The following is a 26,357-nucleotide window of genomic DNA, read 5'->3' on the forward strand; positions in this document are numbered from 1 at the left end:
TTCATTCACCTGAAAATTTAAGGAACTCTGCGGCTTCTTTAGTGTATCGCTTGGTCAGACCGCCCGAATAATAATCCCACCAGTTATGAGCGACACCATTTTTTACAGTAGTTGTTGAACCATATATCGCTTTGTCATAATTCAAACGTGCACTTAAAAGATCATTCTGGAAATCAGAAGGACTCATCTTTTCAATATAGTTTATACTGTCATTAGTCAGAGTTGAGGATTTCACGATTTTTCCTGTACTCATTGAATTCAGTATTGCCTGAGAACCACCAACACCTCTCATGTGAGCCAAAGACATAACAGCAGCCTGTTTACTGGGATCGGTAAAATTGAGCGCTCCCGCCTTTCTGGCTGACTCGTTCATATATTTTGAGACAATGTTGAACTCTTGTTCACTCCCCTGACCATAAGTCTTTCTCGCTGCCGCGATATCATCATAAGCAGGACCGAAACCTTTTCGGAATCCATACATCTCTGGTATGCCGCCTTGTTCACCTGTAGCGCCTTCTGACTTCATAATTGAACGAACAATCTTGTCATCAAGTTTATTGGACTGTGATGACTGTGCTTTCTGAGCAACGGGCGCTGATTGATTTTTGACCCGTCCGCCCCCTCCAGAGGATTTTTGATGATTACTTTTAGGTGCCGCCGGGGCCGCCTGCCCCTTTTGCTTTGGGGGAAAAAGACTCTCCACAGCCTGAGTAATATTGCCTTTATGGCCCGGCCCAGGAGCCCCCGTGCCTGGCTTCGCACCCGATGTATTTAAATTAAGTTTTCCGCCAGATGTGGTGATGTGACCATCACCGCTCACAAACAGATTAAAACCCTTACCGACAATATTAATATGACCATTAGCATTAAGTTCAATCGCGCTTTCGCCGCATTCAAGGCGTAACCTGGTCCCTGACCCAAGAACGTAGGTTTCAACAACGTTGTCGATTTTTCCTTGTCCGGTTAAACGCTCTTCACCACCTTTAACGCCATGTACGCGGTTGGTTTCAACCCGATAGAGTTCATTTCCGCCTGCATAATGGCTGTGATTATTGGCAACGGAATGGCTGGCATCATTTTTAACATGCGTATCCATATTCTTCTGCGCCTGGATCCACAAATGCTCCTCACCCGCCTTATCCTCAAAGCGCAATGCGTTAGCGGTATCCGCCGTGCCGTCTTTCGATCGGCTCAGAAAACCCATCTGTGTGGCGGCAGCGGGCAGTGCCCACGGCGGCATACTGGCCTCATTGTAAACCCGCCCGATAATCAATGGACGGTCGGGATCGCCGTTGATGAAATCCACCACCACTTCATCGTTGACGCGCGGGATCTGCACCCCGCCAAACCCCTGGCCTGCCCAGGCGCTTGACACCCGCACCCAGCATGAACTCGTGTCGTCACCCTTCGCCAGACGGTCCCAGTGAAACTTCACCTTCACCCGGCCGTATTTGTCCGTCCAGATGCTCTCGCCCTTCGGCCCCACCACCCTGGCCGTCTGCGGGCCGTGCGTCTTCGGCCACGGTGTTTCCGGGCGCGCACGGAAGGTCACCGCGGCAGGCAGCACCGTGAAGTCGATGTTGTGGCGCGTGGCACCCACGTCGCCGCTGGCGTAGCTGTTCTCTTCAAAGTCATAGTACGCCGACGTCACCAGGTATTTGCCGTTGTCGCTGAAGTGCGGCGCGTTCAGCAGCGCAAAGGTGTAGCCCGGCGCGATACCCGTCGCCGTTCCGCTTCCGCTCACCTCGTGATGCTCTGCCTGCCACACCTCCTGGCGGACGCGCGCGTAGTATTCGCCGTGACCGTGCTCGACAAAGTGGCCAGGCCAGTCGTACACGTCCACTGAGCCCGGCGTCGGCGACACCGGATTCTGGCGCGCCTGCAGCATCCACGCGTTTGGCTTGCGGAAGTCGTAGTCGTCGGTGCTGTAGATGCCCGGCGTCACGCTCTCCGCCAGCGCCCACTGGCTCACACCCTCCTCCGTCACGCTGCCGCCCGACGGCGTCACGTGGTACGCGATTGTCTCGTAGCCCGGGAACGGCTGATGCTGATCCGGCGCGTCGCACAGCACCAGCGTGTGCTTGTCCGCCTCGTGGCGGAAGAAGTAGTAAATGCCCTCCAGCTCCATCAGCCGGCTGATGAAGTCGAAGCTGCTCTCCTGATACTGCACACAGTATTCCCACACCCGGTAGCTGCCCGCCAGGCGCGTCTCCACGTTCACCGCGTACTCCTTCAGCAGCGTCTGCACAATCTGCGGCACCGTCTGGCTCTGGAAGATGCGCAGGTTGCGGTCGCGCTTCATCGGCCACAGGTCCGGCTCCACCGTCAGCCCGTAGACCGCATAGCGCACACCGCCCAGCTCCTCGCTGCGTACCCCAATCCGGGTGATTTTGCCGTTGATATAGCGCGGGTTCAGCGCGCTCATCAGGCCGTCCGTCGGCAGCGTGAAGGTGACCGGTTTACCCAGCAGCGACTGGCGGTCAATGCGCGCGTCCGTGGAAAGCAGCTCCGCTTCCAGCACGAACGATTCAGACAGCGCCTCGCGGCCGCTCAGACGACGGAACAGCAGTCCCTGCGCGGGAAGTTGTACAGTAATACGTGAAAACATAGACATACCTGTTAAATATGAGGATCAAGTAACCAGACGCCTTCCTGATTAATCGTCAACGTCTGTTCGCGTTCGCCGCTTTGACCTGTCACTGAAAACGTGTAATTGCCTGGTGCCAGTTGCAGTGCGGCAAAACCATTGGCTGCCGGTACAACCGCCTGCGGCTGGCCGTTCACCTCAACGCGCTCGCCGGGCTGTAATTTGATATACACCTGCGCGACGGGCGCAGGCGGCGGTGCCACCGGCTCCTGCGCTTTTTCCGGTTGGGCCTGGGCAGTCTGCGTTTGTGCTGGCGCCGTCTGGGTTTGAGCCGGTGTAACAGAGGGCTCCGTTGGTGCCTGCGATGCGGAGGAAGCTGCCGGGGCCGTTTCCGTCTGCGCAACGTCAGCCGGTTCAGCGTCCTGTTTGTCGCCGCCCGCCATCAGTAAACCTGCACACACGCCCACCAGCACGCCCGCCGCGACCAGGCCCGGTAGCGCAAAGCGGTTGCGCATCAGTTTCTTCAGCGGTGTGGCCGGTGCAGCGGCCTCGTCGTTTTCTTCTACCGGCACCAGCATCGTGCCCGGCCCGGTGTTTTTCACTTCCGGCAGCGGTTCGGGCGCTTTTTCTGGCAGCACCAGGGAGGCCGCAAAGGCGTCAATGCTTTGCGGACGATCTTCCGGTTTCAGGGCCAGCGCGCGATCGACTGCCGCCAGCAAGGTCTGGCTGTAGCCGGCCGGCGCACGCTGAACCAGCGGTTGATAATTATCTTCAATACTGCGTACCACGCTCACCGGCGGCGGAGCGCCAGTGATTAGCGTGTGTAGTACGGCACCCAGCGCATAGATATCGGTCCACGCGCCCTGTTCACTTTCATCGTTGTCGCTGTATTGCTCAATCGGCGCATAACCCGGACGCAGCATGGTTTCGCTTTCATCCGAAAGGTTACCGATGGTTTTGCGCGCGGAGCCGAAATCCAGCAACACCGGATCGCCGTTACTCTGAATCTGGATGTTATCCAGCGAGATATCCCGATGCAGATAACCCGCATCATGGATGGTCTTAATCGCACCCAGCAGGGGCGGCAGCAGGCGACGAATCCAGTTCTCATCGATCAGCTGCGGATTGCGCTCACGCAGGGCTGACAGTGTGGTCCCGCTGTAAAACACCGTGCCCATGTAGGCGGTGTCGTTTTGCACCCAAAAGCGCAGTACATGCAGCAGATTAGGATGGTTAAAACGCGCCAGCAGACGGGCTTCCTGAATAAAACTGTTCAGGCCGGCATGGAACGTCTTGCTGAACCGTTCACTGCGCAGTACCAGATTCAGATCGTCGCTGCGCACAGCCAGTGAGGACGGCATAAACTCCTTGATGGCGATATCGCGTTCCAGCTGGTGATCCCACGCGCGATAGACGATGCCAAAGCCACCGCCGCCGATGACTTCCTTGATTTCAAACTCATTGAACCGGTAACCAATCGGTAGCGCATTGGGTACAGTCTGGTGATTATCGTGTTCCGACATATTCGAACGCTCTCTGATAACGAACGGCTTTAGACAGCAAACTGGCAAACAAACTCGCCCTGCTCACAGCTGACCTGCACACGACGATAACGTTCGTCACGGGCATGGGCGCTGAGCAGTATCTGGCTCATTTGCGGCAACAGGGTATTGGTCAGGATGGCGTCGACCATGCGACCGCCAGACTCCACTTCCGTACAACGCTGCACGATCTGGCTGACCACCGAATCGTCAATAACGGCCTCAATACCGTGATTCTCTTCCAGCCGACGGACAATGCGTCCCAGCTGAAGTTTAACAATCTCCGCCAGCATCTCATCACTCAGCGGATAATACGGTACCACCAGCAGACGGCCCAACAGCGCAGGCGGGAAAACCTCCAGCAACGGTTTACGTAACGCGGTGCTGAGAGCCTCTGGCTCCGGCATCAGTTCCGGATCGGCGCACAGAGCGCTGATCAGTTCTGTACCGACGTTGGAGGTCAGAATAATGATGGTATTACGGAAATCGATGTGACGGCCTTCCCCGTCTTCCATCCAGCCCTTATCAAACACCTGGAAGAACAACTCATGCACGTCAGGATGGGCTTTTTCAATCTCATCCAGCAGTACCACGCTGTAAGGGCGACGGCGGACGGCTTCCGTCAGTACGCCCCCTTCCCCGTAACCGACGTAGCCCGGAGGCGCACCTTTCAGGGTTGATACGGTGTGCGCTTCCTGGAACTCGCTCATGTTGATGGTGATTATGTTTTGTTCACCACCGTAAAGCGACTCAGCCAGCGCCAGCGCGGTTTCGGTTTTGCCCACGCCCGACGGGCCGCAGAGCATAAACACACCGACCGGTTTGTTGGGATTATCCAGACGGGCGCGCGAGGTGCGGACGCGTTTGGCAATCAGATCCAGACCGTGGCGCTGACCAATCACGCGCTGGTTCAGCGTATCGGCCAGATTCAGCACAGCGTCGATTTCGTTCTTCACCATGCGGCCCAGTGGGATACCGGTCCAGTCAGATACCACCGCTGCGACCACACTGGCATCCACGGCGGCAAACAGCAGGGGCGCTTCACCCTGTACCGCCTGCAGCTTCTGCCGGGTGTGATCCAGCGCCTCACGCAGCGAGGCTTCTCCTTCCGTCACGCAGCGGGCACGGAGTGCAATCAACTCTTCGACCAGTTCGCGCTCCTGCTGCCAGCGGGCGTCCAGCGCATCACGCTCGGCCTCCAGTGCGCTGCGTTGCGCAGCAATGGCGGCCTGACGGGTTTTATCGCCCAGCCCGACTTTCGCTTCGCGTTCCGCAATGTCTGCTTCAATGTCCAGCGCCGCCAGGCGGTGCAGACAATCTTCCAGCGCAGGCGGCTGAGCGCCCTGGCTGACGGCCACGCGGGCGCAGGCGGTATCCAGTAACGCCACGGCTTTATCCGGCAACTGACGGGCAGGAATGTAGCGGTGAGACAGCTTTACGGCGGCGCTGACGGCTTCATCCAGAAGCAGTACCTGGTGATGTTTCTCCAGAGCACTGACGGTGCTGCGCAGCATCAGGATCGCTTTCGCTTCATCCGGCTCCTGCACCTGCACGGTCTGGAAACGGCGGGTTAACGCGGGATCTTTCTCAATGTATTTTTTGTATTCGGCCCAGGTGGTTGCGCCAATCGTGCGCAGCTGGCCACGGGCCAGGGCGGGTTTTAACAGGTTGGCGGCATCGCCTGTGCCCTGTTGTCCACCCGCGCCTACCAGTGTATGAATTTCATCAATAAACAGCACAATCGGCGTGGGACTGGATTGCACCTCGTTGATCAACGCCTGTAAGCGCGCTTCAAATTCGCCTTTCATGCCCGCACCAGCCTGTAGCATACCGATATCCAGCAGCCACAGCTGTACGTCGCGCAGCGGTGCAGGTACGTCACCGGCCGCGATGCGCAGCGCCAGCCCTTCTACCACCGCCGTTTTTCCCACGCCGGCTTCACCGGTGAGTAACGGGTTGTTCTGGCGGCGGCGCATCAGAATATCCACCATCTGGCGGATCTCTTCATCACGGCCTGCGACCGGATCGATTTTTCCGTCCCGTGCGCGGGCCGTCAGATCCTGTGCATACTGCGACAGCGTACTGGTGCCCGCTGCCGCTGGCGCGGCGGCCTCACCGGCAGGCGGCACAACAGCCTGCTGAACCTCCTTGCTGTTCGCCAGCAAGGTATCAAACTGCGCCAGTAACGCATCGGCATTGATGCGCGAAAACTGCGGCGAGATGCCTTTCAGCACGCTGGCCAGATTAAAGGTTTTCAACATCCCGATGAGAAGATGCCCGCCGCGAATGCGGTTCGCGCCATATTTCAGCGACGCATAAACCCAGGCGCGTTCAACGGCGCTGTCGATGTGTTCTGCGAGATCGGAGACCGCACTGGCGCCGCGCGGCAGGCGGTCCAGGGCAGCGACGATATCCCGCGTCAGCGCGTTTTCATCCAGTGAAAAGTGCTTAATCACCTGCTGAAGATCGCCATCCTGCTGCTGCATGAGCTGATGCAGCCAGTGCACCAGCTCCACGTAGGGGTTGCCACGCAGTTTGCAGAAGGCGGTCGCACTCTCAAGCGAGGTAAATAACAGCGTATCCAGTTTGCCAAATAGTACGGCACGGCTGATTTCTGACATATCGGTTCTCTTTAATGAAAGAAGCGGCTAAATATCGGGGAAAGCGGTTGCGCCGTTACGGCATGGCCTCAACCTCAAAAGCAAAATCTTCACGATCTATGGGCTGCGGTTGCTGTCCAAGCCAACTGGTATAGCCCAGCCGCGCCTCACCGCCCAGGGTTACCCCTTTCACGGCGTCGGCCGCCAGGATCAGGCTGAGATCCCACTGCATCTCAATCCCTAAATAGTGACGTACCCAGTCGCGCACTTCGCACGCGCCCTGAGCATTGGGTAAAAAACGTTCATACTGCTCGGCACTGAGTGGCCCGATGCGCAGGCGGAAGCGATGCTGCACATCACGCACGGCTACGCCAAGGAAAGCGGACTCACCCAGCCGCGGCATGTGGCGTCCTGCTGACAACCGCGCCTGATCGCGGCTGTCCAGCGCTAACCATTGCGGCACGTTCTGCTGCAACATCACCGGCACACCAAAGTAATGACGCAGAATCCGCACCAGGCCTCCGGCATCATGACCGTGACGGCTGAGGTGGCCGGACAGCATCAGGCGCGCATGCAGGCTGAGCGAACTGGCTTGTTGCTGAGCCGGTAAGCCAATGCCTGCCACGCAGGCCAGGTAATCCTGAAAGCGTCGGTCATCACGGCGATCCAGCGAGCTGGTGGGCTGAGCATTCGCCCAGGCCCGGTAAAACAGCAAGGTGGCGCGATGGTGGAACAGATCGGCAAAGGCGCTCAGGCTGTGATCCTGATGGTGATCGATGCGGCCACGAACGTATTCCGTTAAGTGCGTCGGTAACGGGCCGTTAGGGCCGAACAAGCCAAAGCTGTAGATGGCCACGTCATAACGGTCGTCCTGCTCGCGCGGTTTAACCTGTGACACGGTGGACGGTGCAAAGGCCAGCGAAGGGGTTTGTCCGATGCGCACGGCTTCAAATTTTGGCAGCGGCGCTTTACCTAAGGCATAACGCTGACCGCTCTGGGCATCCAGCTTACGCAACAGCTGAAACAGGTCATAGCGCCAGGGGGCGGCCATGACCGCCTGCCAGAAGTCATCAGGCAGGCGAACGGCCCGCTGTAAGGGAATGATGTGCGCCGTTTCACTCATAGCAGCGCCTTTTTACCCATGCGCGGTGGCCAGTAGCCCACTTCGCCGCGCTGCTGGCTGCTCAGGGTGAATTCGGTAAAGCTGTTCAGCGCCACGAGGCGAGAGAAGACGCGCTCCAGTACGCTGCCAAACAGCCACGGACTGGCACCTGAAAAAGCCTGTTCATCGACTTCCAGCGCGATGCTCACGCCGCGTGCAAAGACCACCGGGCCCGGTTCCGGTACGCGACGGTGCACGGCTTTCAGGTTGCAGTGCCGTATGCCGTCGATCTGGCGCGTCAGCGGTGTTTCCGCCAGGCTCGCATACAGACTCAACATCTGGCGCAAGGCCGCCGCGCCTTCCCCCTCACTGCTGTCCATCAGGCTGAGATAGTTCATCTGCAGATGACTGATTAACCGCCAGGCTGACAGCCCTTCGGCCAGCGCGGGACGTGGCGGCGTGGGCCCTTTGCATAAGGTAAGCTGCCCGACCGGAATTGAGTCGGGCATAACAAAGTTGCCCTGTTCCTGCTGTAACAGCATTAACGGCAGATCGCGGCTGGTACACATCACCTCGGCAGACAGGTAACGGATATCGCTGTTCCATGGCGTGTGGTTTTGATCGACCAGCGACAAAAATACTTCAGAGCCGATATAGCCTGTGCGGGTGCCATAGCGCAGCGCATGTTCGGACAGTGTGCGCTGTTCGCGACGCAGCGAGAAATAGGCGCCGTAATCGCCGCCATCGTGGCTGAATGTGCTCCAGAAGGGACGGAAAATCTGCTCTTCACGCTGCCCTTCCACCGAGGCAAACAGCCGTTTCACCGAATGAATTTCATAGTCCAGTGGGCGGATGTTATCGACCACCAGATGATATTCATGCTGGCTGTCACTGACTTTGAGTCGCTCAGCCGTTTTCGGGAACAGGTTGATCACCGGCGTGCAGTGCAGCGCCAGGTGCGTATTGTCGACCACGCTTTCCAGCGCGGCATCGGCTTTATCCAGCAGGATAACGATGTCAAAAGACTGTGTGTTGTCGCAGCGGCGCAAAAACGGCGCGAGCTGGCGCAGGCTGACAAACTGGAAACGTGCCGGGAAAGCGAAATATTCCTGTAGCAGACGATAGCCATCGAAATTACGCAGGTCATCCGGCAGCAGCGCCTGATCCGGCGAAAAGCCTTCCTGCTCCAGCGCATCGTCTGGCAGCGACTGGCGCTGTGGTTTTGCTTCCACGGACTGCAAAATAATGCCGCTACGATGCTGCATCAGCAGCTCCATCAGCTTGAGCGCCTGAATATCCGGGCCGCTGAGGAAAAACATAATGTCGTCCAGACTGAGCTGGCTCAGCGAGGAAATGCCTTCGCAGGTCATACGGATGCGCAGTGCACTGGACGCCCCGGACGATCCGCGTGCCTTCAGTTCTCCCAGCAGAATATCCGCCGGTACGCCCCCCAGGGAGACATCGCTGATGCGCAGCGGCTGCAGCATCACATCATGTGCCGTGCTGTAGCTGCAGGTGACACCGGTTTTTTTCAGGTTCTGGCTTTCCATCATCGTGCCGCGCGGCACTAAAAAACCATTGCTGATATCGCCTTTCCGGCTGTCCGGCGTCAGTTGCGCAATGGCCATGGACGGCGTGGGAGACAGATAGCCGGGCGCCACCATTTCCAGCATGCGCTGCGAAAAGCGCGGAAACTCCGCATCCATCTTTAGCTGCACACGGGAGGTCAGGAAAGCAAAACCTTCCATCAGCCGCTCGACATAGGGATCGGCAACGTCAATGCCGCGCATCCCGAGCCGTCCGGCGACTTTCGGATACTGTGCAGCAAATTCCGCGCCCATCTCACGCAGATAGGCCAGTTCACGGTTGTAATAATCGAGCAGCTTGCTGTCCATGATTAACCTGCATCCTGTAGTTCAAAATGGCCGCTCTCTAAATCCACCTGAGTGCGGAACAGAAACTCCAGCGGGTAAGGTACGCACCATAACCGGCCTTTTATCTCGATCGACAAAACGTTGTGCAGGCTGAGAGAGGTCAGATCGCTGACGCAGCGCACCTGCAGGCCCTGCGGTATAATACGCGGTTCGAAATGCAGGATGGCATCGGTCATTTTCCGCTGCATATCCTGCCACTCAATGTCAGAAATATTCTGTCCGGCCAGCGGCGCGACGCCAAAGTTCAGCACAGAGCGCTGCACCTCATTCAACCCGCTAAGATCGTGCTGTGCTTCATTGTTAATGGTGTTGAACAGCCACTGAAGATCGCGCAGTACATTGCGTCGCAGCGTGCTGTGGGTAATCACCGAACTGTTGCCCGATTCTGTCGCTTTCTCGGGTGCATCATCCGTCAGTCTGTCCAGCAGCGATGACTGAAGCTTATCGCGCGCGGTCAGCGTGTCGCGATTTTTACGCGAACGATAGCCGCCATGCAGCTGTGAATAGCCGTCACCGGATGAATTGTCGTTACGACTCATGAGGTAACTCAGTTTCGTTGAAAATCATCTGTTGCAGCGTCAGTAAGGGAAAGTCTGCCTCGTCACTGAGCCACATTTTTTGTCCGTGCCCAATGAACTGCCCTTCGTCACCGTCCAGTGCCTGCCATTCTGTGATGCTGGCACGCAGGAAGCGTTCGTCCGCGCCTTCCTGAAGAGGATAACGAACCGGGATCTGACAGATTTGCTCACTGCCATCCACCAGTTGCAAACGCGTATGACGCCAGACCAGATCCGTCACGCTTGCTGGTGCCTGGAATTCCATTTCCGCGATCGCCGCAAACGGGATCCAGTAATAGCGACCATTAGCAATCGCTTCACAGATCGGTCCGAAGCGACTGTCGCCGTCCATCAGCCAGGCGAACGGGCTTTCGCCCTCCTGCGCAACGGCACGACCGGCACTCGCTTCTGCGCTGTCCAGCGCCTGAGCACGCAGTGTCGCCCCTGCTACGCTATCCCCGGCGATATCGGCTTTCAACGCGGCCAGCATCAGATTGCACCAGGGCCAGGCACTGCCAGGCAATTGGGGATCGGCCTCGCCGCGCAGGACAGCCTCACGTAATACTTCGCCCGCAATTGCCTGTTGCAGCAAGGTAACGGTGGGCTGCGCCTGCGGCAGCATCGCCAGCCAGGATTTCAGTTGTGTCTGTGCCCGCTTCCAGTTACCGGCAAGGCACAACAGCTGGACGAAGGCAGCCCGTAAATCGGCATCCGCAGGGTTTGCCTGGATTTGCGCGGTAATGCTGGCCAGGTTTTCTGCCAGAGAGGCGTTAGCCAGACGCTGTTGTAAAGAATCCATTCAAACTCCTTATGCCTTAGTTGATGGTGCGGTAGACGGCGGCGGCCGGATCTTTCAGTTCCGGATGGAGTTTTTCCACCAACTGCACTTTGATTGAGGCAGGGCTGCTCAGCCAGGGTGACCAGGTTTTCCGCACTTCCTGCAGGCGCGCCCGCAGGGCATTTTCATCTGCGGCTTCGCTGGCAGGCATCGCCACAACGACCTGATTCACCGCCTGCCAGCCGTTGAATTGTGGGCTGAACGGCAGCACCAGCCAGCTGTCTGGCGATTTTTCATCACTCAGCACCATGCGCTCGCTGTTGACCGTGGTAATCGTCAGCTCATCAAGCTGTTGTTTGTCGCTCAGGCCCGCCACCGGGAAACCCTGTAAGAAGCTGACAGAGACGGGTTTGCTCTGGCCCTTTCCCACTTCCGTTAAGGTACTGTGACCGCTCAGCCAGCCATCTTTGCCACAGGTCACGCCCTGCTTAGCGGGCACGAAGACGGCACTTGACTGCGCGGGCTGATGCCACCAGGTCCGGAAATGACAGCCATCCAGCAAACTGAACTGCAGCCATGGCGTGGTATCGGCGGGTGGAGAATTCAGCACGACCGGCGCGGCGGGTTGCGTCTGCGTCACCGGTGCCTGCTGCTGTGCAGTGGCAACTGAAGCAGGTTGGGAGGTTGCCGGCGGTGTGATAACCACTTTCCACTGCTGCGCTTTTGCCGCACTGCCGTTACCCAGTTGGGCACCTTCGGTATCGGTTAATGTCCAGTGCAGTTGTTGCAGCGGCTTACATTGCGAGCCCATTAATCCGGCGACACGCGGCAGAAAATCATTTAATACTGAAGGATCTTTATCCCCGTGCGTCACAATGCGCAGGTTCACCGTGCTCTTACACCAGCTTGCGAGCTGGTTATCTTTAACATCATCAATCCAGACATCCAGTTTCTGAGTTGGCGACTGCACAATGCGATAGTTCTCAGCAAAGGCATGGGTACTCAACAGCATTGCAGCCAGGCCCACTAATCCATATTTCATGTTGGCGTTCTCAATCTCGAAGAGGGAAAAACTGCGCCGCATCTGACAGCGAGTGCAATAAAGTGGTGTCTTCCGGGGAACCTACCCAGACAGCCATGGCGCTGAAGTTGTCCTGCTGACCACCCTGCGGTTGGCTGTTTTTGATAATTTGTTGCATCAGGGTCAGCCACTCTTCTGGCGTGTTCACCATATGCAACGATTGCTGCATTTGTTCCAGCGTGACGCCATGCCAGAAGCCGTCCGTGCACAGCAGAAAGGCGTCGCCGTCTTCAATAGGCACCACGTCGCTATAGCTGGCATCACGCTGTTCATCGCCCATGCCGAGGGCGAAATAAAGCAGGTTACTGTTGATGCCTTCGGTCTGATGACCGGCATCTTTCATTTGCTGCACCAGGCTGTGATCGGTGGTGACATGATAGAGATAGCCTCGGCGAAACAGATACAGGCGGCTGTCGCCTGCGTGGGCCCAGTAAGCCAGCTCATAGTCTCTGTCGATAAACAAACTCACCAGCGTGGTGCCCATGCGACTGTGCTGACTGTTGGCTTTTTGCTGTTGCCGGATTGCGTCGTTGGCATAATTGACGTAATCGCGGATAGTTTGCGCATCCAGGTGCGCATTGCCATCGAAGGCTTCCATCAGGCTGCTGCGCGCAATTTTCGCTGCCACATCACCGCCAGGAAACCCTGCCACACCATCGCACACCACAAAGCAGGCCGAACGTTCACCGATGCGCTCACCGGTTTGATCCTGATTGGTGGCGCGGTCGCCCTGATTCGACGTGGAAGCAGTAGAGATATTCATGCGTCATCCGTGTGGGTTTGTGAGTCTTTATACTGATTTACTTCCATGTCGTACGCGTGCAAGAAGGCTTCGCCAAACAAGGTATGGAAGTCATCTTCGATTTCACCGGCGGTTTCGCCATAGCGCTGAACAAAATGTTCCCACAGCGCGGCTTTGCGATTACCGAGCAGACCAATGCGTGAGATTGATCCGTTCTGACGCGCCTCTTCTTCCAGCTGGTCGGGATTAAACGATTGCAGCATGGAGGCGATAATCGCACGAATACCGGCAATCATACCCAACTGGTGGGCCTGCAAATCAATCAGCGCATCGCGTACCGCCTGACGTGGTGGCATAAAGCCTGGCATGCGGCTTCCAAACATCTGCATCAGCACGGTCTTGCCCGAGGGCAACAGTTTAAACGGGTTATTCGCGTCGTCGAGAATAACCGTCATATCCGCCTTCACGCCGCGTTTCAAAATTGAGCGCGACGAGAGCAGCGCGACCGTTCCCTGTGAAAACATGCTCAGCATCTGGCCAAATTGCCGCATCTGCTCACGGTCGAATTGCGGGGTTGGTTGCAGATCCTGCAGACCCATGCCTTCGAGCAACGCATCCAGCAATTCACCTTTCAACGCATCACCGCTACTGCTGTTTCCTGTCGTCTGCTCTGCCCCACCGTTATTGTTGTGCGAGGCAACCGGATCAATACGCAGTCGTCCTTTTGGCGTCGGCGAAGGCGCACGCTGAACCGCCTGCGGCGTCGGTAACGTAATGCCACCGTAATCAATTGGACTCTGCGCCCCTTCAGGCTGCGCAGGCTCCGGCTCGGTTTCGAATACGGGATCGTGAGTGGGCTGCGTTTCAGTGTGATCAAACAGCGGTGAGCTGCTTAACTCGGCCAGCTCAACCGGCGCGCTGTCACGCGGTTCGGGAGCAGGCTCAGGCGTTTGCGGGGCCGGTTTCTGCGGGGCTGGCCGTGCTTCAGGTTGTGTAACCGGCACCTCAGGTTGCGCCAGCGGTACCGCGCCGCTCATCATTAATCCAAGGGGATCGTCATGATGACGTGGGTCGGACGTATTCTGACTGCCAAACAGATTCAGGGGATCCAGATCGCCCGATGGCGCCTCGACTTTCGGCTGTCCCTGAGCATTTTGCTGGGCTGATAAGGTGCTCGGCGTACGATCATCAAAGATGCTTTCCTGTGCAAAGAGCGCATCGCCTTCATCAAACAGACTGCTGGTTTTAGGCTGTTGCCCGATATCCAGCGGCTTATCGCTGATTAACTGTGCCAGCGGATCTTCCGGATTACGGTTCGCCGCCGTCGAAGTTAACGGATTGGCATCTGGCATATCGGGGGCCGGCGTTTTACGCTTCGACAAATCATCCGAAATGGAAAACTCTTTTGCCAGGCTGTCCCAGATTTCACTCGGAATGGCCGCCGTGCTTGCTGTGGCAGTGACTGGTGCAGCGACCGGTGGCGCATCGTTCATGACCGGCGCTTTGGCTGGTGCAGCCGTCACCACAGGCGACGGCTGGGGTTGCTGTTCACCATTAAGATCGTTAACCAGCAGGCGGTAGTCATCAATACCCAGCACGTCGCCATCCTGCAATTCCACCTGGCGTCCCCGCTCCAGTGGGATATCGTTTAACAGCACGCGCGTCACGTTACCGCGATTCGTCAGGCGGCATTCACCTTCAGCAGTGATATGCACAATCGCCTGCAGGCGGGAAATCGTGCGATCGTCGTCGGGCAGTACCAGATTGTTATCCACTCCACGACCAATTGTGCCGCCGGGAGGAAGAAAATCAAAACTGGTTTGCGGCGGTTGATGGCCGGGTTTAGCGGTTATTATCGTAAAGCGCATCACGGATTCCTGCGGTTAGCTGTTCGACATCTATATCGCGCGTCTCTCGGGGAGAAAGGCGGGATATAGAGGCTTAGTGGATTGTGCTGCCTGGTCTTCATTGTTTAAATGATAACTCAGTAACGTTCATTTCATCATTAAAACATGTGCAGGCTTCTTGCTCATTATTACTAATGGCAGCCTACAGTCATTTACCCGGGCCTATTTTCTCAATAAAATGGTCTATAACTTTTCCATTTTCAGACCAAGCGATGAAACAAACAGATTACGTCGTATTAACTCAGGCGCTTTCCTGAATAAGCGCTTCAACTTCTTTACTGTCGTTAAGATGGAATGTTTGACTATGGTTAATATCAACATACTTGTTAACCCAAGTTATGAATTTTAATTTTCGGAAGTAGAACGCTATCATCCGGGAATGACCTAAAAGGTGAAAGTGTAAAGCCCGCAAAACGTAAACACCTAAAAAAACATCATTACCAGCTCGAGATTTATTTTCTCACTTTAATTATTCTGCAAACTAATTGAGCATGTAAACAAAGAAGAACAAAAGAAAACCAAAAACCGCAGTCAGGGCAAATATAACTTTATAAAAAACAACTAAATCAGCGATCCACGCTGTCATATTTTTTGGTTGCGACTGAATAAAATTATAAGCTTCCTCCCTTACTTCTTCATTTTGTCTGAATTTCATTTTCACACCTTTTTGAAGGCGATATAAATATGAAATCTTTTGATAATTTGCATAAAACCCCAAGTTACTTGAAAATTTAGTAGTAGTATCAAGCTGGAGACCTGCATTATTAAAGTCACGAATTATCTTAGCGTATTTTTCACTGTTTTTCTTAAAAAGAAAAGAGGCATAAATATGCAAAAAACCAATAAGGAAAAATAAAAAAATAATCGTATACATGGTGATATCATATAATGTCATAAGATCTTATCCATGATAAAGTCCACGGCTTTTCCACCGGCTTCACCAAAACCATATCCACCTGCGGCACCACCAACTATACCACAAGCCAAGGCACCCACTCCGCCAGTTGCCACTCCCAACGCAACGCATGCGCCTGTGGCAAGTGAAGCTGACAACGCCCCACCATAAAAACCAGCCACTGTACTTCCTGCAAACTTCGAATATTCTTTTACAGCAACTTTTGTACACTCATTCTCGCGATCAACTGTGCATCCTTTATAGACATCATTAGTTGTGTTCAATGCACTGAAACCGATAGCAACCCAACCTCCATACTTCATGAATCTTGCGGCCTTAGCTGCTGCATCAACGTAAGTTGAGTATCCTCGAATAGCACCTACACCTGCCGTTTGCCACTCATGGACTATTGATGAACTTGAAAGATTTAAAGCATGAACTGCAAGGGTGCCTCTGTAAAATTTTTAATACGAGCTAAAACATCCAACCTTGCCTTGCCAAAAAGAGGTGCATACATTTACGATCTATTTTTAAGCATTAATAAGGTCAAATCTTTTAAAAGACATCACTTATCCTATGCTATATTCAGTTGACGACAGCTGAAAATAAAAATGCACCCCAGAGGAATTGATTATTATAATTTAATTAACGATAAGGTATCATCTTTAACTTTTTAATTCTTTGTTCATTGTGCTCATACAGGCAGATATTGATATAAGAAAGACTTGCATCACTACCTTTATCCGCTGCAAAAGAGGCAAGTTCACAATCATTTTCTCTGTACTTTAACCATGCCCGTTGTGCTTCAGTTAACGTGCTTATGTACTTATTAAGCTCCTCATCATTGCCTTTATAAAGCTCCTGAACCCTTGATTTAGCCGCTTTATATTCCTTATTCAACATCACTTCTGTTTCAGATTTATTCTTTTCTGCACAGGAGTAAACTTCTTGATCATTATTTCCTTGTGAGCAATCACTTAAAGCATAAACCGGATTAAGCACTTGCATACCAACTATGAGCAAAGTAGAAAGCAATATCTTTTTCATGTAACCTCTTATCTATCGTCTACTTCTGAGATAACGAGCACGATGACGACCCTTTTCAAACTTTTGGAGATATGCTGAGCTATCAATAAAATCTGTCAATTTATTGATATCATTATGCATAGCCGCCTGCATATTTATCTTCGAATCTGCACCTTGATAAATTAAATCCACAATAATATCTTTGATTGCGGGCTTCAGCTTATCCCAATCCGTTCTTTCATGATGACTGGCAGTTTTAGATAGATAAGAAGATTTACCACGACTTACATAGATTGGGTAAATAATCTCAAAGAGCCTTGCCTGCGACTCACGTGATATGATGCCGCATTCATCCCTGTATTTTTTAACCCAGGCATGTGCCGCACTTCCTTTTTTTGTAGAGCCTAAAGAAAGACGCCCTGCCTGCGCTTGCTCAACCCCCACCGTCAAAAGATCAGAATAAATTTAACCTGAACTTCTTCCGCCCATTTCGTAACCATCTTCCGATGGTTACCCCTGAGTTATATCCTGGCCAATGTATATGCCTACTGAAATAAGGACTATGAATGTTGTCATTACCTTCGGCATCAAATGTAATTTGTCCCGCATTAACGGTAAGACGGCCAGAATTAACATTTGGATCATCGACTTTCCCAAGAGGTAAAACTTTACTGGTATTGTTACCTGAGCGAGAGAGTACACTCCATTTTTTCAATGAACATTAACCAAACCATCTGACCGTGACATGAAACGTGCTTGTTTAAAAAGGCATTTATTTATGACTTCGCAAGCTCAATAAGTTCGGCAACACGAGCCTGCATTTTTTTCTTTATACAGGTAGAATTAGCAGAACACGCATTTCTGGCGTCAAGCCAGTGCTTTTGGTTTTGATGGAACTGAGCTAAACGTATCTTGGCATCTAAACCTGTATTTGTAATTTGCTTTAATACAATATTATATGCCTCGGCGACACTCACATCCCAGGAAGACAAATCTGGATCATGGCAAATCGTTTTTTCACTATCATTCGTTGCCCTTTCGCACGCGAACGAAGGTGAAAATCTGGCATTATCTGATAACTTTTTTAGTAATATATAAGACTGGTTATCCCAGTTCAGTAATACCAAATTAACATCAAGTTTCACAAGCCAGTGTTCAATATGCTCATCTGAAGGACTGATCTTCCCATTCTGACAATGAATACTATAAGGATGTATATTCAGCGTTCCTTTGACCGGCAGAGAATAGCTTTTAGCAGGGTCGTATTGCACCCCTTCTGTCGTACTGCTCATCAAATGATTTAATATTGTCACATTCATAGAATGATAATCTGGGAACTCGCAGCCACTATCTGGCTGTATAGACGTCTTTATTTTATCCGACGTGAATTCAAATATACGTCCTTTTAGATTCGGATCATCAGGAATTAGCGTTATCAGCTTCGCAGAGGCAACATCCTCGTCAACATATACATGTTCAACTTTCCACTTACCATTAAGATTTAAAGAATATTCCTGTTCAGAAAAACACTTTAAGGACATGACCAACGACGCGATAAAAAGTAACAAATAACCGGTTCTCTGCATGATGGACACCTGAAAGTGGGATAAAGTAAAAGAAAATATTTCAAAATACAACATTAACTGTAAGGGATTCTTCTCAACTTATTAATGATTTGTTTGTCCAGACTTGCTTCACAGGTGTTTTGTATGCCATGCTCGCGGCAGAGTTCTTATCCGCCGTCAGTGAGGCGAACGCGCAATCCTTCATGGCGGTATTTAAGCCATGGACGCTGTGATTCAGTAAAAAGCTGCAGAGACTTATCTTAGCTTTTGAAAGGGCTATAATAAAATCATTGATCCTTAATTTTATTGCCTGGCATTCTTTGTTAAATTGCCTCTCGTCTTATTAATGATTCTTTCTGTACAAGCGTATACTTACTGCTCGTTGCTATCGTTGCAGAAATTTTCTATAGCGGAAAATTCATCAATTTCAACTAATAGTACAAAGGAGTTTAATCATACATCTCATATGCAAACCCCTTTAATTAAAATTAACATATAACCTTGATTGGTTTGCTAAAGAGGTTTAATTAAAATTACTTTTGATAAGCCTTACGCAGTTCAGAGAGATTTTTTATATATGAATTTTGAAACTTTTCAGTAACACTCTGATCGTAATAGATGCTGTTATCACCACTTTTTAATCCCAAAATGTAATAATCATTTGCATAGTGATCAGGGGCTTCAGTGGTATAAATAACCGCAACTTTCGTAGCAGGATCGTCTTTTTTTGAAATAAGGCCAACTGAATCAACTTTATGGCAACCTACTGTTTCCCAATCCCCTTGACCGATTGTTTGGATAAACTGATCAGATTTTTTACTATCCTTTGTCCAGGCAATAAAACATACAGGCTGAACTTCTCTTACCCATCCTTTTCCTTGTACAAGAGTACCTAATACTTTGCCATTTTTGATTAAATCGAAAGTTTGATTTTTATCTAATTCAACTCGCTCAAGACCTTCATGCTGAGCTTCCTGAATAATAGTCTTTTCATAATCATTTGAATGAGGTTTAGAAAGAGTTATGGAAGCATTCGCTATAGGGCTAATAACAAGTAAAGACAATACCAGATTGAAGATTTTCATATTATATAAAATCCTGAATTAATTATGCATGGCTCTGTCATAATTTCTTGATAAATGAACATCATAATTATTCTTTTTATAATCACTACCATTGTTGTATCTGGCAAAACTTGATCAGTTCTTCGTTCGGATTGCATTCAAAAGAGTCGGCGTATGAGAAACATGATTAACAAAAGCGTATACCTGCCCCGGAATAGTATTCATTCCTTTGACAAACTCTTCGATATTTTCGTAACCCGAAGTGACATAATTACTACCCATAATTTGAAATGCTCCCCAGTAAGCTGACTGGAGCGCTGCTGCACGATCAAGTGCTATTGCTTTGTTTAATTTGTCGTATTGTTCACTAAATTTACCATAATGATTGTATGGCTTTCCTGATATTTCAGGATGAGTTGCATCATATTTGTGATTTGTTAATCTACTGAAATAGTGCCTTTCATATAGAATTGTCGGCCGACCTGATGAATCGAATGGACTTTGCTTGGTTTCCGACATCACAACTGCTTTTATTGCTGCTGGTTCGCAATTTAATGCTTTCGCCATACTAACATACATTTCATCAGTAACAGCAGAGGCTGTAGTATCGAGGCTTAATTTTTATATTGCTGACCGGCGTAATATTTCCATGTAACCTACGCATTGTAGGCCCCCGGGGTGAAACAATACCGTCCGGGTTGCGAAGACCCACAATCTTTTCCTTGAGTATTTTTATTTTATCAATAGTTTTTGGTCCCAAAAAACCATCAACTTTTAATTCACTACCAGGAGATGTAACAGACTTATTGGAATTTAATAATGATTAAACGGTTTTAACATCACGTGATTTATTAGGTTGTCTTAAACCAACGCACTGGCTTATCTGTATTGTAGTCACGTCAAATCCCTCTCGACTCAGCTTTAACAGATTAGTGTAAAGGGCGCCTCCTGATGGAGGCCCATCTTATTAAGCTTCTTTATTCTCTTTGATGTTCCAGCCCGCGCTGGTTTCTGCACCTTTACCAGAAGAGCTCTGCTCCAGTGGGATATCGTTTAACAGCACACGCGTCACGTTACCGCTATTCGTCAGGCGGCATTCACCTTCAGCAGTGATATGCACAATCGCCTGCAGGTGGGAAATCGTGCGATCGTCGTCGGGCAGTACCAGATTGTTATCCACGCCACGACCAATTGTGCCGCCGGGAGGAAGAAAATCAAAACTGGTTTGCGGCGGTTGATGGCCGGGTTTAGCGGTTATTATCGTAAAGCGCATCACGGATTCCTGCGGTTAGCTTTTCGACATCTATATCGCGCGTCTCTCGGGGAGAAAGGCGGGATATAAAAATAGATAGAGTTACTAAAGCGTTACAATATAATATGCACCTGGATTACAATAGGTGCATATTAAAAAAATCAATCGTATGGGATCTGTTCCAACTGTTTAGTTCTTGCCTCATCAAGTTCTGCAATACAATTATTCGTAAATACCGTATAAGGATTACTGTTTTTATCGGCAACATGCGCAAATAACTTACACTGCCCATCGCGATATTTTAGCCAGCTTCGCTGTGACTCAAGAAATATATTCAAATATTCTTTTTTGACTTCCGCTTCGTTTTGAAAGACTTTATCGATGCGTTTCTTTGCCGCCGAGTACTCATTATTTAACTTTTGCTCTGCAGTGTTTTTGTTTTTTTCAGCACAAGTAAACACTGCAGGATCACTTGTTTCCTTAGAGCAATCATCCATCGCATAAGCTGAATGACCAAATATAAAAAAAACAAAAGCCAAACTATAAATATATTGCTTGCACATAAAAACTCCCGCCTATTTATGTTTTCTCAGATAATTTGCTCGTTGGCGTCCACCCTCATAACTTTTTACTTGGGCATTATTTTCAATAAAATCTATTAACTTATCGATATCGTTGTACATGCAGGCTTTCATGGTTCTTTCAAAACCCAGCCCTTGATATACAAAGTCTACAGCTATATCTTTTATAGGAGGTTTAAGGTTTTCCCAAGGGGTTCTTTCTGGGAAGCCAGAAGTTTTACTAAGATAAATTGATTGCCCTCTAACCAGATATTTAGGGTATATCATTTCAAATAATTTAGCTTGAGCCTCACGAGTAATAATACCACACTCATTACGGTGTTCTTTTACGAACTTGTCTGACTGTGAAGGTGATAATCGAGCGCCTCTTGCCAGAAGAATAGCTTGTTCCTGCGGAACACCAGCCTGGATCAAGTCTATTTTCACCGTCTCACCAGAACGCCCACCCATATCATAACCACGTCCGATTGTTACGCCAGAAGCCCCTTTAGGCCAATGGATATGACGACTAAATCCTGGGCTGTTAGGCCAATCATTACCTTCTGCATCAAAAGTTATTTGCCCTGCATTTACAGTTAAGCGACCTGAATTGAGATGGCGATTTTCTTCTGGTGTGGGCTGCGTTCGGTTAGTTTTTTCAGAATTAGATAATTTATTCCAGGTCCGACCATGAACATCAACCAAACCATCTGGCCGTGACATGAAACGTGATTGGTAACTTTTGATAGCTTCGATAGTTTTTGGCCCAATTCTGCCGTCATCACGAAGCTGGGGAAAACCATTATTTTGTAAAAGCCGTTGTACCGTTTTTACATCGCCGTAATTATTACGGCCACCTATACCAACTGACCCTGTAATACTCATTTACTATCTCCACCCAATGAATCTGATCCAGAGAAATCCTTGTAAATTGGCTGGGAGCCTAACGCATAAAAAGAAAAAACCACTTAGCGAGAAACGCCTCCCGATAAGGAGGCGTTTTTTCTTACGCTTCTTTATTCTCTTTGATGTTCCAGCCCGCGCTGGTTTCTGCACCTTTACCACCAGAAGAGCTCTGCTCCCAGTACTGCTGTTTCACTTTCGCAGCCTGGAATGCATAAGTTACGCCCAGGGTGTCATCGTGCTCTGAACCCACGAACTGAACGTTGGTTACCAGCACATCTTCCAGGGTGATTCGGGTGTATTCGATTTGCGTGCCGCCCGCTTTACAAACTGACACTTCAACTTTAGAAACGTGCTTACCGCTGGCACAGTTTTTCAGCAGTGCAGTTACCGCTTTGTCGATTTTGGCATTAATGTGCAGGTCGTTGAAGTTAACTTTACCAGCACCGCCACCGCCGCCCACGCTCATATTACCCGGCTGATTAGCGCCCCAAGAGAAAGAGGTAATATCAATCCAGCCGGTATGGTTAGAATCTTTAGATTCACCCGTAATGCCGTCTACCTTCAAATACATATCAATAGCCATAATATTTACTCTTCGTTATGGAAAAAGTTGTCGCTTTCGAAAAAGCATCTATATGGCAAAGAGAAAAGCATGGGGCTGAATAAAACAGTCCATATTTTACTTTTGCCTCGACTTCGGGAGTGCTACAGGCTTCCCGAAGGATCCCACTACAATAAACTGCAACAGCAGGAGATTTTTTTGCCGTATCGGTATGTCAAATGAATGCTGACGCACACAAGGCGTCCGTCGTATATACGCTAAATTTAATTATGTCGTTCATTCTGTTGCAGGCTGATGACTTAACCCCTATCCATTCTCACAGCGATAACAGAACAGTTAAGCTAATTATTTATCTGGCCGACCTGGAACAGCAAAATATCTGATTAGGCAGCCTGCAATTATACCTTTATAGCCCGGTCGAAACCCGTAGACCTTCTACCGGAGCCCGTATTTTCAGAAAAGGTTTATTTTGCAGACAACAGAATTTTGGAAGTGAAAAAAGTCATGCTTAATCGTCTGAAAAGCACGCCACCTGGACGTGCTTTACATTGCAAAAAAATTTAATTCTCGTTCGACTTCAGCGAAGGCAACTTCGATACCAGACGCAGCGACACTGTTAATCCTTCCAGCTGATAATGCGGGCGCAGAAAGAATTTCGCTGCATAGTAGCCAGGGTTGTCTTCCTGCTCTTCCACATTCACCTCCGCCGCAGCCAGTGGCTTGCGTGATTTGGTTTCCTGTGAAGAGTTAGCCGGGTCACCATCGACATAGTTCATTATCCAGTCATTCAGCCAGCGTTCCATATCGTCACGCTCACGGAATGAACCAATTTTGTCGCGCACAATGCACTTCAGGTAGTGAGCGAAACGGCAGCAGGCGAACAGGTACGGCAGACGGGCAGCCAGACGGGCATTCGCGGTAGCGTCCGCATCATGGTATTCCGCCGGTTTTTGCAGCGACTGTGCGCCAATAAACGCGGCGAAGTCTGAGTTTTTACGGTGGACCAGCGGCATAAAGCCATTTTTCGCCAGTTCGGCTTCACGGCGATCGCTGATGGCGATCTCGGTCGGGCACTTCATGTCCACGCCGCCGTCATCGCTGGGGAACGTATGGCAGGGCAGGTTTTCCACTGCGCCACCTGATTCCACGCCACGGATGGAGGTACACCAGCCGTACTCTTTAAATGAACGGTTGATGTTGGCCGCCATCGCATAAGCCGCGTTGGTCCAGCTGTAGTTGCTGTGATCCGAGCCATCGGTCTGCTCTTCAAAATCGAAGCTGTCAACCGGATTGGTACGAATGCCGTAAGGCAGACGAGACAGGAAGCGCGGCATTACCAGGCCCAGGTAACGCGCATCTTCCGATTCGCGCAGGCTGCGCCAGGCAGCATATTCGGTATTCTGGAAGATTTTGGTCAGATCGCGTGGATTCGCCAGCTCCTGCCAGGATTCCATCTGCATAACGCCTGGCGCGGTACCGGTGATAAACGGGCAGTGCGCGGCCGCACCGATGCGGGCCATCTCGCCCAGCAGCTCAACGTCCTGCGGGCTGTGGTCGAAGTAGTAATCGCCGACCAGGCAACCGAACGGCTCGCCACCGAACTGGCCGTATTCCTGTTCATAGATTTTCTTAAACAGCGGACTTTGATCCCAGCCCACGCCTTTATAGCGCTTGAGCGTGCGGCCCAGCTCCTGTTTAGAGATGCTCATGAAACGAATCTTCAGCATCTCATCGGTTTCCGTGTTATTCACCAGATAGCTCAGACCGCGCCAGGCGCTTTCCAGCTTCTGAAACTCTTCATGGTGAATAATCTGATTGACCTGCTGAGACAGCTTTTCATCAATCTCAGCAATCAGTGCCTGAATGGTGCGGTAAGCATCGCTGGAAACGGTCACCGTATTTTCCAGCGCCTGCTGTGCCAGCGTTTTCACCGCGCTTTCTACCGCTTCGCGCGCCTGATCACTCTTTGGACGAAACTCTTTGTTCAGTAAGGCACTAAACTCGTCCTGACTAAAACTGGCATCGCCCTGTGACTGGGGTTGTTGAGAAGTCTGATTCATTATTGCTCCTCCTTCCCTTCTGCGGCATCCGCCTGCTTAGGCACATGCGTCAGCGCCTGCAGCAGGGTCGGATCCTGAAGAATTTTGCCGATAAGCTCTTCAGCGCCATTTTTGCCATCCATATAGGTCAGCAGATTTGAAAGCTGAGTACGTGCTTCCAGCAGGCTGTTAAGTGGTTCGACTTTACGGGCAATGGCATCCGGGGAGAAATCGTCCATGCTTTCAAAAGTCAGGTCAATATTCAGTTTGCCGTCGCCGTTCAGCGTATTGTCGACCTGGAATGCAGCGCGTGGCTTCATGGCTTTCATGCGCTCATCGAAGTTATCGATGTCGATTTCCAGGAATTTGCGGTCGTCAACGCTGGCCTGCGGCTCCAGCGGCTTACCGGCTAAATCGGCCAGTACGCCCATGATGAAGGGCAGCTGAATTTTTCGTTCTGCACCATAAACTTCCACGTCATATTCAATCTGAACGCGTGGCGCGCGATTGCGGGCGATAAATTTCTGCCCACTGGACTTCATTGTTGGCATGGTTCTCTCCATAAATAATGCGCGGTTACTGGCTCGCAGGAGGCGCGCAGGTCTCGCTGCGTTAAGACTTCACTGATAGCTTAGTCGCGGCGTCCAAAAATGTTTTCTAACTGATGTACACCATCCGGCGCAAGGTCGCGAATGATGTCCATAAAGTCGAGTTCGATCAGGCGCTGTACACGGTCAATCATCAACGGTGCCGGATGGCTGGGCTCGTGCTGCGTAAAGTACTGTTTCACTTTTTCCAGCATTAACTGCGCTTCAGCACGCGAGTTAAGCTGAGCACTGCGCCAGTCTGTAGCGGCGCGCGACGCTGCCCTGGGCGCGGTTGGGTTTTCAGTTTCCGGTGCAGACTGTACGGCCGCTGCCAGAGACTGTAACGCGCCGATATCGGTGGCCTGGCAACGCTCATTCAGCATGGCGAAGCTGCGCTGAAGCTGACTCATATCCGGTAAGGCCGTTTCATCCAGCTTTTCAGTCACCAGGCTACGAATGCGCTGCAAACGTTCGCCAATGTCCTGAATGGCCGCAACGCCGGGTTGCTCGCCTCGCGCCAGTTCATCATTAAGACGCGGCAGGCCGCCAGGGTAGTCTGGCACTTCCGTTTTACTGCCGTCACATAATGCAGCGGCATCGCGAAGCGTAATCCCGTCGGAAGCATAACGCAGCAGCCACGACTGGCGCACCGCGCCCGCCAGGGCTGACTGGTCGCCCAGCACGGCCAGGGCATTGATGCGGTAAAAGGGATCGGGCTGGCCATCTTCTTCCAGACGTGGCCACAAGGTTTCCCAGTATTGCGACATGGCCTGCTCAATCAGTTGCAACCCCTGTGCATAGCCGGGCAACCCTTTGAGACGAGTCCAGGCGTGCGTTAGCGTGAGCATGACGCGTAAATCTTTGCTGCGGCTCATTAAATCCAGTGCCAGCTTTTCGACCTTGTTCCAGTCAGCCGGTTCGGCCGGAATGATGGTATTGCCGAACTGCTGCTCGGCTTTGCCTACGCTGGCCTGTTCCATCGCCTGAAAATCCGCATCGTATTCCAGGTTATCCCCGCAGGGATTATCGTGGCTTACCGGTATCAGCAACGTGTCAATATCAATACTCATCC

At 51.3% G+C, this 26,357-nt stretch carries 21 protein-coding genes and 3 pseudogenes; all 24 read right to left on the bottom strand.

From position 1 onward, the window contains the following. Position 1: 1 nt before the first annotated feature. The 24 genes and pseudogenes from G5574_RS04420 to tssA all read right to left on the bottom strand — a co-directional run bounded on the left by G5574_RS04420 (position 2) and on the right by tssA (position 26,355). Positions 2 to 2,608: a type VI secretion system Vgr family protein gene (locus G5574_RS04420; RefSeq protein WP_164482113.1), complete on the bottom strand. Its 2,607-nt coding sequence runs from the start codon at positions 2,606 to 2,608 to the stop codon at positions 2 to 4. A gap of 11 nt (positions 2,609 to 2,619) precedes the next feature. Then, positions 2,620 to 4,110, bottom strand: a complete 1,491-nt coding sequence (locus tag G5574_RS04425) for a serine/threonine protein kinase (RefSeq protein ID WP_033742141.1) — start codon at positions 4,108 to 4,110, stop codon at positions 2,620 to 2,622. A 29-nt stretch (positions 4,111 to 4,139) separates the two neighbouring features. Then, positions 4,140 to 6,749, bottom strand: a complete 2,610-nt coding sequence (gene tssH / locus G5574_RS04430; RefSeq protein ID WP_033742143.1) for a type VI secretion system ATPase TssH — start codon at positions 6,747 to 6,749, stop codon at positions 4,140 to 4,142. A gap of 55 nt (positions 6,750 to 6,804) precedes the next feature. Beyond that, complete coding sequence (tssG, locus tag G5574_RS04435; protein WP_164482114.1) at positions 6,805 to 7,851, bottom strand: type VI secretion system baseplate subunit TssG; 1,047 nt, start codon at positions 7,849 to 7,851, stop codon at positions 6,805 to 6,807. Then, positions 7,848 to 9,725, bottom strand: coding sequence for a type VI secretion system baseplate subunit TssF (gene tssF / locus G5574_RS04440; protein ID WP_164482115.1), 1,878 nt, complete (start codon positions 9,723 to 9,725; stop codon positions 7,848 to 7,850). The genes tssG and tssF overlap by 4 nt, the downstream gene beginning before the upstream one ends. Before the next feature lie 2 nt (positions 9,726 to 9,727). Beyond that, complete coding sequence (tssE, locus tag G5574_RS04445) at positions 9,728 to 10,303, bottom strand: type VI secretion system baseplate subunit TssE (protein ID WP_033742150.1); 576 nt, start codon at positions 10,301 to 10,303, stop codon at positions 9,728 to 9,730. Further along, complete coding sequence (locus tag G5574_RS04450) at positions 10,293 to 11,120, bottom strand: type VI secretion system accessory protein TagJ (RefSeq protein ID WP_110268310.1); 828 nt, start codon at positions 11,118 to 11,120, stop codon at positions 10,293 to 10,295. The genes tssE and G5574_RS04450 overlap by 11 nt, the downstream gene beginning before the upstream one ends. A gap of 16 nt (positions 11,121 to 11,136) precedes the next feature. Then, on the bottom strand, positions 11,137 to 12,141 hold the full coding sequence (locus G5574_RS04455) for a hypothetical protein (RefSeq protein ID WP_244964668.1): 1,005 nt from the start codon (positions 12,139 to 12,141) through the stop codon (positions 11,137 to 11,139). 10 nt (positions 12,142 to 12,151) lie between these two features. After that, entirely contained in the window at positions 12,152 to 12,943 is a 792-nt protein-coding gene (locus G5574_RS04460) for a PP2C family protein-serine/threonine phosphatase (protein WP_039338221.1), read from the bottom strand. Then, positions 12,940 to 14,790, bottom strand: a complete 1,851-nt coding sequence (tagH, locus tag G5574_RS04465) for a type VI secretion system-associated FHA domain protein TagH (RefSeq protein WP_164482117.1) — start codon at positions 14,788 to 14,790, stop codon at positions 12,940 to 12,942. The genes G5574_RS04460 and tagH overlap by 4 nt, the downstream gene beginning before the upstream one ends. Before the next feature lie 520 nt (positions 14,791 to 15,310). Further along, on the bottom strand, positions 15,311 to 15,724 hold the full coding sequence (locus G5574_RS04470) for a hypothetical protein (RefSeq protein WP_164482118.1): 414 nt from the start codon (positions 15,722 to 15,724) through the stop codon (positions 15,311 to 15,313). After that, positions 15,721 to 16,161 (bottom strand): annotated as a pseudogene (locus tag G5574_RS04475) (hypothetical protein); the annotation flags it as partial. The gene G5574_RS04470 and the pseudogene G5574_RS04475, both read right to left, overlap by 4 nt. Positions 16,162 to 16,369: 208 nt before the next feature. Beyond that, positions 16,370 to 16,771, bottom strand: a complete 402-nt coding sequence (locus G5574_RS04480; RefSeq protein ID WP_164482119.1) for a lysozyme inhibitor LprI family protein — start codon at positions 16,769 to 16,771, stop codon at positions 16,370 to 16,372. A 12-nt stretch (positions 16,772 to 16,783) separates the two neighbouring features. Then, positions 16,784 to 17,194 (bottom strand): lysozyme family protein, encoded by a 411-nt coding sequence (locus tag G5574_RS04485; RefSeq protein ID WP_164482120.1) that lies wholly within the window; start codon positions 17,192 to 17,194, stop codon positions 16,784 to 16,786. A gap of 332 nt (positions 17,195 to 17,526) precedes the next feature. Beyond that, positions 17,527 to 18,336 (bottom strand): lysozyme inhibitor LprI family protein, encoded by an 810-nt coding sequence (locus G5574_RS04490; RefSeq protein WP_164482121.1) that lies wholly within the window; start codon positions 18,334 to 18,336, stop codon positions 17,527 to 17,529. A 512-nt stretch (positions 18,337 to 18,848) separates the two neighbouring features. Continuing rightward, on the bottom strand, positions 18,849 to 19,400 hold the full coding sequence (locus G5574_RS04495) for a hypothetical protein (protein ID WP_110268302.1): 552 nt from the start codon (positions 19,398 to 19,400) through the stop codon (positions 18,849 to 18,851). Positions 19,401 to 19,418: 18 nt separating this feature from the next. Further along, positions 19,419 to 19,958 (bottom strand): annotated as a pseudogene (locus G5574_RS23615) (N-acetylmuramidase family protein). A gap of 454 nt (positions 19,959 to 20,412) precedes the next feature. Then, positions 20,413 to 20,652, bottom strand: a pseudogene (locus G5574_RS04505) (FHA domain-containing protein); the annotation flags it as partial. Positions 20,653 to 20,792: 140 nt separating this feature from the next. Then, entirely contained in the window at positions 20,793 to 21,194 is a 402-nt protein-coding gene (locus G5574_RS04510; protein ID WP_052133231.1) for a lysozyme inhibitor LprI family protein, read from the bottom strand. A gap of 12 nt (positions 21,195 to 21,206) precedes the next feature. After that, the gene (locus G5574_RS04515) at positions 21,207 to 22,076 is read right to left on the bottom strand and encodes a peptidoglycan-binding protein (RefSeq protein ID WP_110268301.1); all 870 of its coding nucleotides are present in this window, start codon (positions 22,074 to 22,076) and stop codon (positions 21,207 to 21,209) included. 121 nt (positions 22,077 to 22,197) lie between these two features. Further along, the gene (locus G5574_RS04520; protein ID WP_033742159.1) at positions 22,198 to 22,680 is read right to left on the bottom strand and encodes an Hcp family type VI secretion system effector; all 483 of its coding nucleotides are present in this window, start codon (positions 22,678 to 22,680) and stop codon (positions 22,198 to 22,200) included. Positions 22,681 to 23,219: 539 nt separating this feature from the next. Continuing rightward, positions 23,220 to 24,719, bottom strand: coding sequence for a type VI secretion system contractile sheath large subunit (gene tssC, locus G5574_RS04525; protein WP_033742163.1), 1,500 nt, complete (start codon positions 24,717 to 24,719; stop codon positions 23,220 to 23,222). Next, on the bottom strand, positions 24,719 to 25,249 hold the full coding sequence (gene tssB, locus G5574_RS04530) for a type VI secretion system contractile sheath small subunit (protein WP_033742165.1): 531 nt from the start codon (positions 25,247 to 25,249) through the stop codon (positions 24,719 to 24,721). Before tssB ends, tssC begins: the two co-directional genes overlap by 1 nt. 80 nt (positions 25,250 to 25,329) lie before the next feature. Next, positions 25,330 to 26,355, bottom strand: coding sequence for a type VI secretion system protein TssA (gene tssA / locus G5574_RS04535; protein WP_033742167.1), 1,026 nt, complete (start codon positions 26,353 to 26,355; stop codon positions 25,330 to 25,332). Between the last annotated feature and the right edge of the window lie 2 nt (positions 26,356 to 26,357).

It is taken from the genome of Pantoea stewartii (assembly GCF_011044475.1).
GTDB lineage: Bacteria > Pseudomonadota > Gammaproteobacteria > Enterobacterales > Enterobacteriaceae > Pantoea > Pantoea stewartii.